Annotated in this window: 12 protein-coding genes; 3 read left to right on the top strand and 9 right to left on the bottom strand. The window is 58.9% G+C overall.

Going from position 1 to position 16,380, the window contains the following annotated elements:
* Positions 1 to 151: 151 nt before the first annotated feature.
* The gene (locus AO277_RS18950) at positions 152 to 2,998 is read right to left on the bottom strand and encodes a valine--tRNA ligase (protein ID WP_044318618.1); all 2,847 of its coding nucleotides are present in this window, start codon (positions 2,996 to 2,998) and stop codon (positions 152 to 154) included.
* A 168-nt stretch (positions 2,999 to 3,166) separates the two neighbouring features.
* On the opposite strand from AO277_RS18950, the gene AO277_RS18945 reads away from it, so the two are divergent.
* Positions 3,167 to 4,282: an RHS repeat-associated core domain-containing protein gene (locus tag AO277_RS18945; protein ID WP_031595936.1), complete on the top strand. Its 1,116-nt coding sequence runs from the start codon at positions 3,167 to 3,169 to the stop codon at positions 4,280 to 4,282.
* 44 nt (positions 4,283 to 4,326) lie between these two features.
* Here the strand turns inward: AO277_RS18945 and AO277_RS18940 are convergent, their stop codons facing one another.
* The 3 genes from AO277_RS18940 to AO277_RS18930 are packed head-to-tail and all read right to left on the bottom strand — an operon-like array spanning position 4,327 to position 6,751.
* Entirely contained in the window at positions 4,327 to 4,767 is a 441-nt protein-coding gene (locus AO277_RS18940) for a hypothetical protein (RefSeq protein WP_044318617.1), read from the bottom strand.
* A 7-nt stretch (positions 4,768 to 4,774) separates the two neighbouring features.
* Entirely contained in the window at positions 4,775 to 5,203 is a 429-nt protein-coding gene (locus AO277_RS18935) for a DNA polymerase III subunit chi (RefSeq protein WP_044318616.1), read from the bottom strand.
* Between the two features lie 57 nt (positions 5,204 to 5,260).
* Positions 5,261 to 6,751, bottom strand: coding sequence for a leucyl aminopeptidase (locus AO277_RS18930; protein ID WP_002552285.1), 1,491 nt, complete (start codon positions 6,749 to 6,751; stop codon positions 5,261 to 5,263).
* A 318-nt stretch (positions 6,752 to 7,069) separates the two neighbouring features.
* Here AO277_RS18930 and lptF point away from each other — a divergent pair, with 318 nt between their 5' ends.
* The gene (gene lptF / locus AO277_RS18925) at positions 7,070 to 8,197 is read left to right on the top strand and encodes an LPS export ABC transporter permease LptF (protein WP_002552286.1); all 1,128 of its coding nucleotides are present in this window, start codon (positions 7,070 to 7,072) and stop codon (positions 8,195 to 8,197) included.
* Complete coding sequence (lptG, locus tag AO277_RS18920; protein ID WP_002552287.1) at positions 8,184 to 9,245, top strand: LPS export ABC transporter permease LptG; 1,062 nt, start codon at positions 8,184 to 8,186, stop codon at positions 9,243 to 9,245. Before lptF ends, lptG begins: the two co-directional genes overlap by 14 nt.
* A gap of 144 nt (positions 9,246 to 9,389) precedes the next feature.
* Here the strand turns inward: lptG and AO277_RS18915 are convergent, their stop codons facing one another.
* From AO277_RS18915 to AO277_RS18890, 5 genes are all read right to left on the bottom strand, one after another.
* Positions 9,390 to 9,602, bottom strand: coding sequence for a cold-shock protein (locus AO277_RS18915; protein ID WP_002552288.1), 213 nt, complete (start codon positions 9,600 to 9,602; stop codon positions 9,390 to 9,392).
* 412 nt (positions 9,603 to 10,014) lie between these two features.
* Positions 10,015 to 11,139: a glycine cleavage system aminomethyltransferase GcvT gene (gene gcvT / locus AO277_RS18910; RefSeq protein ID WP_044318615.1), complete on the bottom strand. Its 1,125-nt coding sequence runs from the start codon at positions 11,137 to 11,139 to the stop codon at positions 10,015 to 10,017.
* Positions 11,140 to 11,230: 91 nt separating this feature from the next.
* A complete protein-coding gene (gene gcvP, locus AO277_RS18905) occupies positions 11,231 to 14,095 on the bottom strand; it encodes an aminomethyl-transferring glycine dehydrogenase (protein WP_099259096.1) in 2,865 nt (954 codons plus the stop codon).
* Between the two features lie 10 nt (positions 14,096 to 14,105).
* Positions 14,106 to 14,489: a glycine cleavage system protein GcvH gene (gene gcvH / locus AO277_RS18900; protein WP_002552291.1), complete on the bottom strand. Its 384-nt coding sequence runs from the start codon at positions 14,487 to 14,489 to the stop codon at positions 14,106 to 14,108.
* A 322-nt stretch (positions 14,490 to 14,811) separates the two neighbouring features.
* Complete coding sequence (locus AO277_RS18890; RefSeq protein WP_180273456.1) at positions 14,812 to 16,305, bottom strand: TolC family protein; 1,494 nt, start codon at positions 16,303 to 16,305, stop codon at positions 14,812 to 14,814.
* Positions 16,306 to 16,380: the final 75 nt, after the last annotated feature.

The raw sequence follows: 16,380 nt of genomic DNA, 5'->3' as shown, positions 1-16,380 counted from the left end.
TTCGGTAGTTTTTTCATCGCTCCATCCTCTCAAAGGTTGGAGTCTCCGAGAAACCCGGGGCGGTTCAGTTCGATGGTCAGCCTTGATGTCGAGTACAGAAATTCAGATAACAAAAAGCCAGCCCATAATCGGGCTGGCTTTTCTGGCCACCTTACAGGCTGGCGATGCGGGCGTGTTGCTCGGCCAGCTTGCCCAGTGCCTGTTCGGCTTCGGTCAGCTTGGCGCGTTCCTTGGCGATGACTTCAGGCGGTGCCTTGTCGACGAAGGCGGCGTTGGACAGCTTGCCGCCGACGCGTTGCACTTCGCCTTGCAGGCGCTGGATTTCCTTGTCCAGACGCGCCAGTTCGGCCCCTTTGTCGATCAGCCCGGCCATCGGCACCAGCACTTCCATGTCACCCACCAGCGCGGTGGCCGACAGTGGCGCTTCTGCACCCTCGGTCAGTACGGTCATCGATTCCAGCTTGGCGAGCTTCTTGAGCAGGTAATCGTTTTCGCTCAAACGACGCTGATCCTCGGCACTCACATTCTTGAGGAACAGTTGCAGCGGCTTGCCCGGGCCGATGTTCATCTCGCCACGGATGTTACGCACGGCGAGCATCAGGCCCTTGAGCCATTCGATATCGTCTTCGGCCGCCTGATCGATGCGTGCTTCGTTGGCCACCGGCCAGGGTTGCAGCATGATGGTCTTGCCTTGCGCACCGGCCAGCGGCGCGAGGCGCTGCCAGATTTCTTCGGTGATGAACGGCATGAACGGGTGCGCAAGACGCAGCGCGACTTCCAGAACGCGGACCAGCGTACGGCGTGTGCCGCGCTGACGCTCGACGGGCGCTGTTTCGTCCCACAGCACGGGCTTGGACAGCTCCAGATACCAGTCGCAATACAGGTTCCAGATGAACTCGTACAATGCCTGGGCCGCGAGGTCGAAGCGGAACTGATCCAGTTGGCGGGTCACTTCGGCTTCCGTGCGCTGCAATTGCGAGATGATCCAGCGATCAGCCAGCGACAGTTCGACAGCTTCGCCGTTCTGGCCGCAGTCTTCGCCTTTGTCCAGCACGTAGCGCGCAGCGTTCCAGATCTTGTTGCAGAAGTTGCGATAGCCTTCGACGCGGCCCATGTCGAACTTGATGTCGCGACCTGTGGACGCCAGCGAGCAGAAGGTAAAGCGCAGGGCGTCGGTGCCGTAGCTGGCGATGCCGTCGGCGAACTCCTGGCGGGTCTGCTTCTCGATCTTCTTCGCCAGTTGCGGCTGCATCAAACCACTGGTGCGTTTCTCTACCAGCGTTTCGAGGTCGATACCGTCGACGATGTCCAGCGGGTCAAGCACGTTGCCCTTGGACTTGGACATCTTCTGGCCTTGGCCGTCACGCACCAGACCGTGCACGTAAACAGTCTTGAACGGGACCTGCGGCGTGCCGTCCTCGTTCTTCACCAGGTGCATGGTGAGCATGATCATCCGGGCGACCCAGAAGAAAATGATGTCGAAGCCAGTGACCAGTACGTCGGTGGAGTGGAAGGTCTCCAGTGCCTTGGTCTTTTCCGGCCAGCCGAGCGTGGAGAAGGTCCACAGGCCCGAGCTGAACCAGGTGTCGAGTACGTCGTTGTCCTGCTGCAGCGCGATTTTCGGGCCAAGGTTGTTCTTGGCGCGAACTTCGGCTTCGTCGCGGCCGACGTAAACCTTGCCGGACTCGTCGTACCAGGCCGGAATGCGATGGCCCCACCAGAGCTGACGGCTGATGCACCAGTCCTGGATGTCGCGCATCCACGAGAAATACATGTTTTCGTATTGCTTGGGCACGAACGCGATACGGCCGTCTTCGACAGCGGCAATCGCAGGCTCGGCCAGCGGTTTGGTGGAGACATACCACTGATCGGTCAGCCACGGCTCGATGATGGTGCCGGAACGGTCGCCTTTCGGCACCTTCAGGGCGTGATCATCGACGCTGACCAGCAGGCCGGCGGCATCAAACGCAGCAACGATCTGCTTGCGCGCTTCAAAGCGGTCGAGACCGGCGTAGTCCGCAGGCAGGCTGCCGTCGACGCTTTCGTTCAGCGTGCCATCAAGGTTGAAAACCTGAGCAGCAGCGAGAACGTTGGCATTCTTGTCGAAGATGTTCAGCAGCGGCAGGTTGTGGCGTTTGCCGACTTCATAGTCGTTGAAGTCATGCGCCGGGGTGATTTTCACGCAGCCGGTGCCGAATTCAGGGTCGCAGTAGTCGTCCGCGATGATCGGGATGCGGCGGCCTACCAGCGGCAGTTCGACGAACTTGCCGATCAATGCCTTGTAGCGCTCGTCCTGTGGGTTCACCGCAACGGCGGCGTCACCGAGCATGGTTTCCGGGCGAGTGGTGGCAACGATCAGGTAATCCAGACCTTCGGCGGTTTTTGCACCGTCGGCCAGCGGATAGCGCAGGTTCCACAGATGGCCTTTCTCGTCGTGGTTCTCCACTTCAAGGTCGGAAATCGCGGTGTGCAGCTTGGTGTCCCAGTTGACCAGACGCTTGCCACGGTAAATGAGGCCGTCTTCATGCAGGCGCACGAAGGCCTCCTTCACGGCGTCGGACAGGCCGTCGTCCATGGTGAAGCGCTCGCGGCTCCAGTCCACGGACGAGCCCAGACGGCGGATCTGACGGCTGATGTTGCCGCCGGACTCGGCTTTCCATTCCCAGATCTTGTCCAGAAACTTCTCGCGGCCCAGCTCATGACGGCTTATGCCTTGCGCTTCAAGACGACGCTCCACCAGCATCTGCGTGGCGATACCGGCGTGGTCGGTGCCCGGTTGCCACAGCGTGTTGCGACCCTGCATGCGACGGAAACGGATCAGGGCGTCCATGATCGCGTTATTGAAACCGTGGCCCATGTGCAGGCTGCCGGTGACGTTCGGCGGCGGGATCATGATGGTGTACGAGTCACCCACGCCTTGCGGAGCGAAGTAGTTCTCGGACTCCCAGGTCTGGTACCAGGAAGTTTCGATGGCGTGCGGCTGGTAAGTCTTGTCCATGCGCGGCGGGAACCTGTGGCATTGATTCGGAAACCGGTAAGTATAGACCTGACGGCAAGCGACAAGCCATAAGCGCCGGGCCACAACTGGCAGATCTGTCAGTTGGCGGCGAGTGGAGCAAGGGGCATGATCCGGTGTTCAAGTATCGATCGCAGGGCGAATGCGGCCATGAACAAGACTTCGGAAAGCAGGCGCGTACTGTGCCGATATCTCTATGACGCGCTGGATCGTATTGCCGTCGTCGACCCCGGAGCACAGGGTGCAGTGTCGCGTTTTTATCAAAAGAACCGTTTGACGGTCGAGATACAGGGCGCAACGCGTCGCCGTGTATTTCACGGTGAAAACCTTTTGTTAGCGGAGTATGAGACTGAAGGCGCTATCGCCCGGACGGACCTTCTGGCCACCGACCTGCAAAGCAGTGTATTGCATGCTTTGAGTTCGGAGGGGCACCAGCCGCTGGGCTATAGCCCTTACGGACATCGCTTGCCGGGCGGCCCCTTTTCCGGTTTCAACGGCGAGCGTGCGGACCCTGTGACCGGGCATTACCTGCTGGGTAACGGCTATCGCGCTTTCAACCCGGTGCTGATGCGATTCAATAGCCCGGACACCCTGAGTCCATTTGGACGGGGAGACCTGAATGCGTATGCCTACTGTCAGGGGGATCCGGTTAATCGGAGTGATCCTGATGGGCATATTTCATCGTTCAGGGTGCTTGGGCTGACTATGTTCCCCGGTAAAAAGTTTGCTTTTCAAAGGCTGCCGAACGAAATGGTTGCACAGGTGCTCACGTACCTGCCGTTAAAAGATGCAGCCGCACTGGCTTCAACGTCCTCGACGATGAGCAGCAGAGTATCGGGGCTGTCAAAAAAGCCATGGATTGATGTAATGGATCCAGACGCACTGTTGACCATCAACAAGGTTGCGAAAGGCGATACGGGCCTTTCGCCCGCCGTGCTCAGGACTGACGCCTTCAAAGCACAGTTTGAAAAGGCAGTGTCGAACATCACCTTACAGACAAATGAAAAAATCAGGATCGTTAGTCGTCAGGCACAATCAATTCTTGATGACGTGGCGCGCGTGCCGAATGCCAGTTACTCCCAATTTCAAAATGCGGTAGCTCGTAATCGGCGAGCGTATGCGGCGTCCACCGAAATACTGGAAAGTATTGATGGGGTAGTGGCCGAGCATAGGCGATTGAACGCAGAGTGGAATTCACTTATTCATCGTGAGGCAGACACCGGACGATTAGCAGCCAGGATCCGCTCCACATTGAATTCTCGATAACAGCGTATCCACGCGCATACGAGCCAGTTTCCTAACCACACACTTCACTTCTGCTGGGCCAATAACCGCTCCAGCCTTGCCTCCAGCCGACGCTTGATTTCAGCCTCGATGTGAGGGGCGAAGTCGGCGATCACGTCCTGCAGGATCAACTGCGCGGCGGCACGCAATTCGTTGTCCAGATGCAGCAGGGCATCCGGGTTCGGCAGTGCTTGAGGCTGGGCAGGCTGTTGAACGGTCTGAAGCTGCTCGACAGGTGCGGCTAGCACATCAGGCGTCAGTGTCGGGATGTCGTCTTCGTCGAAGTCCTGTTGATACGCCGCGTCGGGGCGAGCGCCGACGACATCGAACAACAGGGGAATCTGGCCTTCGGGACGAGCCGGGTCGTTCGGCAGCGGGGAGTGTGCGGGGTCATCGCCGAGCAATTGGCGGATCGATTCCAGATCGTTCAGCAAATGCGCGGATTCAGCTTTTTTTGAAGTATCCATCGTGTCCTCAAAGGCGCTGCAGTCGGTGATCTAGCGGAGGATAGCCCTGTTCACGGTAAGAACGGAAACTCTCGCGTGCAGCAAGACGTATGGCTGGGTCTTCGACAACCACTTCCGCCACGCGGGCGAAACGTTTGAAGAAGGCCGGAATGCTCAGGTCGAGGTTGACCAGCAGGTCACTGTGTTCGCCCGAGTCGTCGCCCAGGCCCAGTACCACGGCAGCATCGTGATCGCTCTCGGCGTCGCCATGGGGTAGAAACACTTCACCTCTGAAACGCCAGAGCCGGGCATCGAGGTCCTCACGCTGCGCTGCATCGCTGCAATGCAGATAGACCTTGTGGCCCAAACGCCAGGCTTTTTCCGTGAGTTTGCAGGCAAAGTCCAGGCGCGCGGCAGGATCGGCGCTGGGCAGGATGTAAAAATCGACTTGGGTCATACAGGTTCCAGAACCAGTGGCGTATCGACCGTGAAGCCGACACGCCAGGGTGTCTTTTTATACGCCAGCGCGGTCGAGCAGGTACTGGGTCAGCAGCGGAACCGGACGTCCAGTGGCGCCTTTTTCCTTGCCGCCGCTCAGCCATGCAGTGCCGGCGATGTCCAGGTGAGCCCAGTCATAGGCCTTGGTGAAGCGCGACAGGAAGCAGGCCGCCGTGATGGTGCCGCCTTTCGGGCCACCGATATTGGCGATGTCGGCGAACGGGCTGTCGAGCTGCTCCTGGTACTCATCGAACAACGGCAACTGCCAGGCACGGTCATCCGCCTGTTTGCCCGCGTCGAGCAACTGATTGATCAGCGCGTCATTGTTGCCCAGCAGGCCGGAAGTGTGGCCGCCCAGCGCAACCACGCACGCGCCGGTGAGAGTGGCGATGTCGATGACTGCCTGTGGCTTGAAGCGTTCGGCGTAGGTCAGTGCATCGCACAGCACCAGACGGCCTTCAGCGTCGGTGTTGAGAATTTCGACCGTCTGGCCACTCATGGTAGTGACGATGTCGCCGGGACGTGTCGCGGTGCCGCTCGGCATGTTTTCGGCGCAGGCCAGAATACACACCAGATTGATCGGCAGTTTCAGTTCCAGTACGGCGCGCAGGGTACCGAATACGCTGGCAGCGCCGCACATGTCGAACTTCATCTCGTCCATGCCCGAGGCAGGCTTGATACTGATGCCGCCGGTGTCGAACGTGATGCCTTTACCGACCAGCACGAAGGGCTGATCACCTTTTTTGGCACCCTGATAGTTCATGACGATCAGGCGAGGTGGCTGGGCGCTGCCCTGAGCCACCGCGAGGAAAGAGCCCATGCCCAGTTCGGCCAGTTTCTTCTCGTCGTGAACTTCCACTTTCAGATTCTTGTGTGCCTTGCCCAGCGCCTTGGCTTCTTCGCCCAGGTAGGTCGGGTGGCAGATGTTAGGTGGCAGATTGCCCAGGTCGCGGGTCAGTGCCATGCCGGTGGCGATAGCCTTGGCGTGAGTGGAAGCGCGCTCGATGTCAGCTATGCGTACCTTGTCGGTCAGCAGGGTGATTTTTTTCAGGGCGCGAACTTCGGCTTTCTGGGTCTTGAAGCGGTCGAAGACGTATTCGCCATCCGCCAGGGCCTCGACCAGCAGACGAGCCGTGCCGTAGGTGTCGCGGTTTTTCACTGACAGGTCATCGAGCGCAATAGCAGCGTCGCTGCCGCCCAGGCCTTTGAGGCAGGTCAGTGTTGCACCGACGATTTTTTTCAGCTGGCGGTCCGACAGTTCACCTTCCTTGCCGGTACCGATCAGCAGAACGCGCTCTGCCTTGATGTTGGGCAGGTTGTGCAGCAGCAGGCTCTGACCGACCTTGCCCGCCAGATCACCGCGTTTGAGAATGAGGGAGATGGCTCCGCCGCTGAGAATATCGACAGCCTGGGCAGCACCAACCAGTACACGGCTTTCGCCGACGGTGACCACCAGCGTTGCGGTTTTCAAGGTTTCTGGGCTTACGCTTTTAACAACCAATTCCATGTGGGGTCCCCGAGTAGACGATGAGAGTCGCAATATGAATGATGTACGCGGGATGGCCTGAGTGTTTTCAAGGTGGATGCCCGCGGTAAGCCTTGCAGTTTGACCCCGCTGCACGACTGCTGACAACCCCGTAGAGCCGCCTGCTTTGCGTGTATGTGCGAACTATCCCCGGTGCGCAGTGACAGAAACACACAATCACAGGATAATGCCGCATATTTTTGATGCCCACGCCTTTTGCCGGCGTGAATCTCTGGTTGCCGTGGCTCACAATTTTTCCCTGTTTGGCTGCCTGAGCCTGACAACTCTGGAGTGTCTGGTTTGATTGTCTTCCGTTATTTGTCCCGAGAAGTGCTGCTTACCTTGAGCGCGGTCAGCGCCGTGCTGCTGGTGTTCATCATGAGCGGACGCTTCATCAAGTACCTGGCGCAGGCCGCGTCCGGTGCGCTCGATCCGGGCGTGCTGTTCCTGATCATGGGCTTCCGCCTGCCAGGCTTTCTGCAGGTAATTCTGCCGCTGGGCCTGTTCCTCGGCATTCTCATGGCTTACGGGCGCCTGTACCTGGAAAGTGAAATGACCGTGCTGGCAGCCACCGGCATGAGTCAGCAACGGCTGCTTGCCATCACCATGGGGCCTGCCACGCTGGTCGGGCTGTTGGTCGCCTGGCTGAGTTTCAGTCTGGCTCCACAGGGCGCTACCCAGTTTTCGCTGCTGATCAACAAGCAGGACGCCATGACCGAGTTCGACACGCTGGTGCCGGGCCGTTTTCAGGCGCTGCGTGATGGTACACGTATCACTTACACCAAGGAACTGTCGGAAGACCGCTCGCAACTGGCTGGTGTGTTCATCTCTGAAAAACGCATGTCCGGCGACAAGAGCAAGGACAACGGTATTACCGTGCTGGTGGCAGAGAAGGGTCATCAGGAGGTAAGGCCCAATGGCAGTCGCTTCCTGATCCTCGAAAACGGCTACCGCTACGATGGCAATCCTGGTGCGGCTGATTATCGTGTGATCAAGTACGACACCTACGGGGCGATGCTGCCCAAGCCGGAAATCAGTGAAGAAATCACCGACCGTGAGGCCATTCCGACCAGCGAACTGATCGGCAACCCGGCACCGCGCTCTGTCGCCGAGCTGCAATGGCGTATTTCGCTGCCGCTGTCGGTGTTCATCGTCACGTTGATGGCTATTCCGTTGTCGCGCGTCAATCCGCGTCAGGGCCGTTACCTGAAACTTTTGCCGGCGATCCTTCTGTACATGTCTTATCTGGCCATTCTGATCTCGGTGCGCAGTTCGCTGGAGAAGGGCAAGCTGCCGCTCAGCCTGGGCATGTGGTGGGTGCATGGCATCTACCTGTCCATTGGCCTGCTGTTGTTCTATTGGGAGCCTCTGCGTCTGAAGATGGCGAGTCGTCGCAGCGTCACGGAGGTGACTCGTGGTCAAGCTTGATCGATACATCGGTAAAAGCGTATTGCTGGCGATTCTTGCGGTTCTGGGAATTATTCTGGGGCTGGTTTCATTGTTCGCGTTCATCGACGAGATGGGTGATATCAGTGACACTTACACACTGGCGGATGCCCTCAGCTACGTCATGCTGACCGCGCCGCGGCGTGTCTACGACACCCTGCCAATGGCTGCCCTGATCGGTTGCCTCATTGGTCTGGGTACGCTGGCCAGCAGCAGCGAACTGACCATCATGCGTGCAGCAGGTGTGTCCATCGGGCGCATCGTCTGGGCGGTCATGAAGCCGATGCTGCTATTGATGGTTGCCGGTGTACTGGTCGGCGAGTACGTGGCTCCCTACGCCGAGAACCAGGCTCAGGCCGCTCGGTCGCTGGCTCAGGGCTCGGGTGATGCGCAGAGCGCCAGGCATGGTCTGTGGCACCGTCAGGGTGACGAATTCATCCACATCAACACCGTCCAGCCCAATGGCCTGATGCTCGGCGTGACACGTTACCGTTTCGACGATCAACGCCACATGCTGACGTCCAGCTTTGCCAAAGAGGCCAATTTCAAGACCGATTACTGGGAGTTGAAGGACGTCAGTACCACGCATTTCAATGACGGCCGTACCGAGGTCATCAATACGCCGGTCGAGCGCTGGGATGTAGCGTTGAGCCCGCAATTGCTGAGCACAGTGATCATGCCGCCCGAGTCGCTTTCGATCAGCGGTCTCTGGAACTACGCGCATTATCTGGCTGATCAGGGCTTGAGCAATGGCCGCTACTGGCTGGCGTTCTGGACCAAGGTATTGCAACCGGCTGTGACAGTAGCGCTGGTGCTGATGGCAATCTCGTTCATCTTCGGCCCGCTGCGTTCGGTTACGCTGGGGCAGCGCGTGTTCACGGGGGTGGTGGTCGGCTTTACCTTCCGCATCATTCAGGACCTGCTTGGTCCTTCCAGCCTGCTGTTCGGTTTCCCGCCGTTGCTGGCCGTGCTGATGCCTGCTGCAGCCTGTGCGCTGGCCGGTGTGTATCTGCTGCGCCGCGCCGGATAGCGTCGTGTAGCCGCAGTGAAAAAGCCGACCTTGAGTCGGCTTTTTCATGGGCGTACTCATGTACTTGCCGAGCGGAATCGCACATATAAAAAAGCCTCTGACATTGCTGTCAGAGGCTTTCTGTACGTACGAGAGTGTGTCGTATCAGGCTTCGGCTTGAACTTCGTCAGCCTGCATGCCTTTTTGGCCCTGCACGGCAACGAAGGTAACTTTCTGGCCTTCTTTCAGGCTTTTGAAGCCGTTACCCTGAATGGCGCGGAAGTGTACGAACAGATCCGGCCCGCTCTCAGGAGTGATAAAACCAAAACCTTTTTCATCGTTGAACCACTTGACGGTACCGCTCTGACGATCAGCCATTTTCTTATTTCCTTGACGCTTGACTTGAATTGGTTACAGCCTCTTTCACACGAAAGAGCACTGGGGCTGGTTGCAGGAAGTAAGAAACGTAGAACGGGTTGTAGCAAACCTAGAGCTACTGCCCAGGTCCAGATTCGGCGACCCATGCAAACACAGTCCGGAAACTCTACGCCAACTCTCGTTACAAATACAACCCCCCTGCCTTGTACCCTGTTTCCGGGGGGTAGAGCCTTATGCCCGGCGTGTTTGCCTGCTGTGCACGGTGTTTGGTCTGTCATAACATTTTGCACTTTATAGGTGCATTTTTGGCATATACAACAGACTGTTCACTCGGTTGAAACACGGCCGAAACAGTAGTGTGTAACAGCACCTGCGCAACAGCGAAGTATTGCTGTTTTTTTGACGCCGTTGTTTAGCCGCGAAAGTAACGTTGTGCAACGAAAGGCATTTTTGCAACGCGCATGGGCACTTTCTTGCCGCGCACCATTGCCCAGACCTGTGTATCCAGCGCGGTGTAAGCGTTGTTCAAATAACCCATGGCCAGCGGGCCAGCCAGGCTCGGGCCAAAACCGCCGCTGCAGACAGTGCCGATGACAGCGCCCTGTTCATCGACGATTTCTGTGCCCTCACGCACTGGCGTGCGCTCTTCGGGAAGCAGGCCGACACGTTTTTTGGCGACACCGTTCTGTTGCTGGGCAAAGACATGCTCTGCTCCCGGGAAGCCGCCTGCACGTGCACCGTCTGCGCGACGCACTTTGGAAATAGCCCATAACAGGCTGGCCTCTACGGGGGAGGTGTCGGTGTCCATGTCATGACCGTACAGGCACAGACCTGCTTCCAGTCGCAGCGAATCACGTGCGCCCAAACCGATCGGGGCAACTTCCGGTTCTTCCAGCAGGCGGCGCGCCAGGGCTTCAGCCTGTTCGGCCGGGACTGAAATTTCATAGCCGTCTTCGCCGGTATAGCCCGAGCGGCTGACATAGCATTGAACGTCCAGCAGCTTGACGCTGGCGAACTGCATGAAGGTCATCTTCGCCACTTCCGGCCCAAGGCGCGCCAGCACCGTGACAGCGGCCGGACCTTGCAGGGCGAGCAGGGCGCGTTCTTCGAACAGCGGTTCGATAGTGCAATGCCCCGCCAGGTGCTTGCGCAAGTGCGCCAGGTCCTGATTCTTGCAGGCCGCGTTGACCACCAGCATCAGTTGATCATTACCGAGATTGGCAACCATCAGGTCATCGAGAATGCCGCCAGCATCGTTGGTGAACATCGCATAGCGTTGCATGCCGACTGGCAGGTCAATGATGTCCACTGGCACCAGGGCCTCAAGGGCCTTGGCAGCATCTGTACCGGTAAGACGAATCTGGCCCATGTGCGAGACATCGAACAGGCCGGCCTGCGCGCGAGTGTGCAAATGTTCTTTCATTACGCCAGCCGGGTATTGCACGGGCATGTCGTAACCGGCGAAGGGCACCATCTTCGCGCCGAGTTCGCGGTGAAGGGCGTGCAGGGGAGTGGTCAGCAGGGTTTCTGTGGACATGTTCAATTCCTTGTTGAGCGGGCCATGCAGAACGGCATTGCCTGCGCACACTTACTATCGAGTGCGCACAGGCATGCCAGGGCACGGGCTATCAGGCTTCCTGATAGCTCTCGATGGACGGGCAGGCACAGACCAGATTGCGGTCGCCGAAGACGTTGTCGACACGGCCGACCGGAGGCCAGTACTTGTTCTCGATCAACGAATCAACCGGATACACCGCCTGTTCGCGGCTGTAAGGATGGCTCCACTGGCCGACGATTTCCGCAGCGGTGTGCGGTGCGTTTTTCAACGGGTTGTCGTCTTTGTCCAGTGTGCCGTTTTCAACCGCGCGTATTTCTTCACGGATCTTGATCATGGCGTCGCAGAAACGGTCCAGTTCCTCTCTGGACTCGCTCTCGGTCGGCTCGATCATCAAGGTCCCGGCAACCGGGAACGACATGGTCGGGGCATGGAAGCCAAAGTCGATCAGACGCTTGGCCACGTCATCGACGCTGATGCCGCTGCTGTCCTTGATAGGGCGCAGGTCAAGGATGCATTCGTGGGCAAGCAGCCCGTTGGTGCCGGTGTACAGCACCGGGTAGTGCTCTTCCAGGCGGCGCGAAATGTAGTTGGCGTTGAGGATCGCCAATTGCGAAGCGCGTTTGAGGCCGTCACCGCCCATCATGCGGATGTACATCCAGGTGATTGGCAGAATGCTGGCGCTGCCGAACGGGGCTGCGCAGACTGCGCCTTCCTTGCGCTCCATGCGTGCATGGCCCGGCATGAACGGGGCGAGATGGGATTTGACGCCGATCGGACCAACGCCTGGGCCACCGCCGCCGTGCGGAATGCAGAAGGTCTTGTGCAGGTTGAGGTGCGATACATCGCCACCGAATTTGCCCGGAGCGCACAGGCCGACCATGGCGTTCATGTTGGCGCCGTCAATGTAGACCTGGCCACCGTTGTCGTGAACGATACCGCAGATTTCACGGATGCCTTCTTCGAACACGCCGTGGCTCGACGGGTAGGTGATCATGATCGCCGCAAGCTGGTCGCGGTGTTGAACGGCCTTGGCGCGCAGGTCTTCGATATCGACGTTGCCACGTGCATCGCAGGCGGTGACCACGACACGCATACCGGCCATGTTGGCTGTGGCCGGGTTGGTGCCGTGTGCCGATGAAGGGATCAGGCAGATATCGCGATGCTCATCGCCACGGCTCTGATGATAAGCACGGATGGCCAGCAGGCCGGCATATTCACCCTGGGAGCCGGCGTTCGGTTGCAGCGAGATTGCGTCATAGCCGGTGGCCGCACAGAGCATGGCCTCCAGCTCGTCGGTCAATTGTTGATACCCGGCGCTCTGCTCGGCCGGGGCGAACGGGTGCAGGTTGCCGAATTCGGCCCAGGTCACCGGGATCATTTCACTGGCGGCGTTGAGCTTCATGGTGCACGAGCCCAGTGGAATCATGGTGCGGTCCAGCGCCAGATCCTTGTCAGCCAGCTTGCGCAGGTAGCGCATCAGTTCGGTTTCAGAGTGGTAGCGGTTGAACACCGGGTGGCTGAGGATTGCCGACTGGCGCAGCAGTGCAGCGGGCAGGCGCGACGGGACGCTGGCTGCCAGTGCGGTGAAGTCCGGCAGGTTCTGACCGTCGCTGGCGAAGATTTCCCACAGCGTTTCAACTGCCGACTGCGAGGTGGTTTCGTCCAGTGACAGACCCAGGTGCTGGTCGTCGATTTCACGCAGGTTAATGTGCCTGGCGCGAGCCGCTGCGTGCAGCGCCGCGGTCCTGCTGCCGGTGTTCAGGGTCAGGCTGTCGAAGAAGAATGCCTGCTCGGCCTTCAGACCCAGCGTACTCAATCCTTCGGCAAGGATCGCGGTCAACTGGTGAACGCGTTTGGCGATCTGTGTCAGGCCGCGCGGGCCGTGGTAGACGGCATACATGCTGGCGATGTTGGCCAGCAGCACCTGCGCAGTGCAAATGTTGCTGGTGGCCTTTTCGCGACGAATATGCTGTTCGCGGGTCTGCATGGCCAGACGCAGGGCCTGCTTGCCGTGACGGTCCACCGATACGCCGACCAGGCGGCCCGGCATGTCGCGCTTGAAGGCATCGCGGGTTGAGAAGTAAGCCGCATGCGGGCCGCCGAAGCCCAGCGGTACACCGAAGCGTTGTGCGCTGCCGATGGCCACGTCGGCGCCAAATTCGCCTGGCGGGGTCAGCAACGTCAGTGCCAGCAAGTCGGCAGCCACGGCGACCAGCGCGTTGGCAGCATGGAAACGTTCGACCAGCTCGCGGTAATCGAACACGTCGCCGTTGCTGGCCGGGTATTGCAGCAACGCGCCAAAGTAATCGCTGACGTCGCCCAACTCGGCTTCGTCCGCCACCACAACGGTAATGCCCAATGGCTCGGCACGGGTACGCAACACATCAAGTGTCTGCGGGTGGCAGTGGCTGGACGCGAAAAACTGTTGGCTAGCCTTGTTTTTGCTCAAACGTTTGCAAAAGGTCATTGCCTCGGCGGCCGCGGTGGCTTCGTCGAGCAGAGAGGCGTTGGCAATCGGCAGGCCGGTCAGGTCGCTGATCAGCGTCTGGAAATTGAGCAGTGACTCCAGACGGCCTTGGGAAATCTCCGGCTGGTATGGGGTATAGGCGGTGTACCAGGCCGGGTTTTCCAGCAGGTTGCGCAAGATCGGTGCCGGCGTGTGGGTGTTGTAGTAACCCTGGCCGATGTAGGTCTTGAACAGTTGATTCTTGCCGGCGATGGCCTTGATGGACGCCAGCGCATCGGCTTCGCTCTGCCCGGCAGGCAGGTCCAGCACGCTGGTGCCCTTGATGCTTTCCGGGATAACGCTTTCGCTCAGCGCTTCAATGGAGTCGAAACCCAGCGTCTGCAACATGGCCTGCTCGTCGGCAGCGCGCGGGCCAATGTGACGGGCGATGAATTCGTTGGCAGTGGTCAGTTCAATACGGTCAGTCATGGCGTGCTCCTCAGGCTTGGGCGTTGGCTTTGATCAGGCGGTCGTAGGCGTCCTGATCCAGCAGGCCGTGGATGGCGTCGGCATCCTGTGGAATGAAACGAAAAAACCAGCCTGCACCGAGAGCGTCTTCATTGACCAGCTCCGGCGTGTCATCGAGGACTGAATTGACCTCGACCACTTCACCGTCCAGCGGCATGTTGATGCTGCTGGCGGCTTTCACCGATTCCACCACTGACACTTCAGCGTGTTGAGTGTAGGCCTGCAAATCCGGGAGCTGCACGAAGACTACGTCGCCCAGCGATTCTTGCGCATAGGGCGTAATGCCGACCGTAATGCTGCCGTCGGCTTCGGCACGCAGCCATTCATGGTCAACGGTGAATCGCAACTCGCTCATACAAACTCCTCGGAGAACAGCGCTCGCGCAGCACGCGAACAATATGAGCTATGGCTAAGCAATTTAGCGGCCATGTTTTATTTATTTAATTAAATCAAAGGGTTACTGAATATCAGATCAGCGCTGCCTATCTCGGCTGTAGCGAAATCGCTACACTGTTCAAGCATTTGAAAATACGTGCCTGATCAAGGCCTTGATGCAAGCGGAGCGAGGTGTTTTGGATTGAAATCGTTACAGTGGAACGATTTCGTTGCGAGGCGAGGGGTGTTACTGCATCCAGCCAGCGCATAACGCTGACCGGGTGGTCTTTCATGATGCGGGCTTAAGGCTTGGGCGCGGTAGCGGCTACTGAAATATTACCCGCTTCCCACTGCGACTCGCGCGCATCCAGTGCAACAGCAATGGCTTGCACTTTGGTGGATGAAAGCTCCGACGGCAGCGGGTCCAGACCCGCACTGGCGAAAATCTGGCCGTAAGCGTTGCGCAGGTCGGCATACGCCAGGTCGCGACGCAGATCCGCCTGCAGGGTGTTCAGTTCGCCCTGAATCAGATCCAGCTCGCCCAGACCGGCTGCCTGATAGCGATTGCGCAGTTGACCGACGATCTGGCTGTCGATGTTCGACAGCTGTTGGCTGGTTTTGAACTGGCGCAACGCTTCGTTGTAGTTGGCGTTGGCCACGTAGAGCTGGGCCAGTACGGCAATGGACATTGCCTGACGACGCGCAGTAGCGACTTCCTCACCGGCTTTGGCGACGTCAATGGCGGCAGGTGCCGACAGCACATTGAACAGGTTCCAGGTGACTTTTACGCCCAGATCAGCCCATTTGTCGTTGACCAGAAACGAGTTGCTGTCGTAATGGCCGCCTGCCGAGAACTCCAGGCCCGGCAGCATGCGCAGCATGGCCTTGCGGGTCTCGGCCGAGCTGATACGGGTTTGGTAATCCTGTTCGCGCAGTTCGGGACGACTGGCCAGCGCTTCGGTTTCCAGGCGCGCCATGTCGACCTTGAGTTGCGGAATCGAGTAGTCGTCCGACGTCGCCAGCTTCAGATCGGTGCCCAGCGGCAGGTTGATCAGGGTCGCCAGTTCGGTCTTGGCCAGTGAAAGCGCCTTGCGCTGTTCTTCAAGCTGACGCGTCGCCTGGATCAGCGAGCGCTGATAACCCAGTGCCTGTACCGGGTCACCCACACGCTGCTGGCTCATTTGCTGGCTGTTGTCCTGCGCTTTCTCGACACGAGCCATCAAGCTGTCGATCTGCTTGAGCATGCGTTCGGCGGCGACGGCGCGCCAATAGGCTGAACGCACGTCCTGAACGATGGTGTTGATCACCTTGCGGCGGCGTTCCTGAACGATCAGGCGCTGGTCGCCTTGCTGTTTGGCGCTGATGTAGCTGACACCGAAGTCGAGTACGTTCCACACCATGGTCAGGTCGGCGACACGACGGCTGCGATCCTGCGAGGTTGAAGGTTCGAGGGACTGGGTTCCGGTCTCGACGCTTTCACTGCTCGATGCGCTGACGTTACTGCGTCCGGCATAGCCCGCTGAAAGTGCCATGCGCGGCAGCATGTCGAAGCTGGCGAGGTCCAACTGACGTTTGGCCAGGGCTTCTTCCATGATTTTCAGGCGCGCTTCAAGGTTGTACTTCACCGCGCGGGCCATGGCTTGGTGCAGGGTCAATGCACCGTTCAATGGTTCTTGATCCTTGTACATCAGTTGCAGATCGCTTTTGGCGCGCTGCTCGCTGACGCTTCGGTCGATAGGCTGGCTGGTAACAGCGCAACCACTCACTACCAGCGCCAGCAGGCTGATGCTGAACAACTTCTGACTTCTTTTCATGCTCCGACCGCCCCTAGCTCTAGCTACCGCATTCTTTTTTATGAGCGCCGTACAGCT

Source organism: Pseudomonas amygdali (assembly GCF_002699855.1).
Taxonomy (GTDB): domain Bacteria; phylum Pseudomonadota; class Gammaproteobacteria; order Pseudomonadales; family Pseudomonadaceae; genus Aquipseudomonas; species Aquipseudomonas amygdali.
Note: the sequence above shows the minus strand (reverse complement) of the source record. Positions and strands in the feature narration are given on the sequence as shown.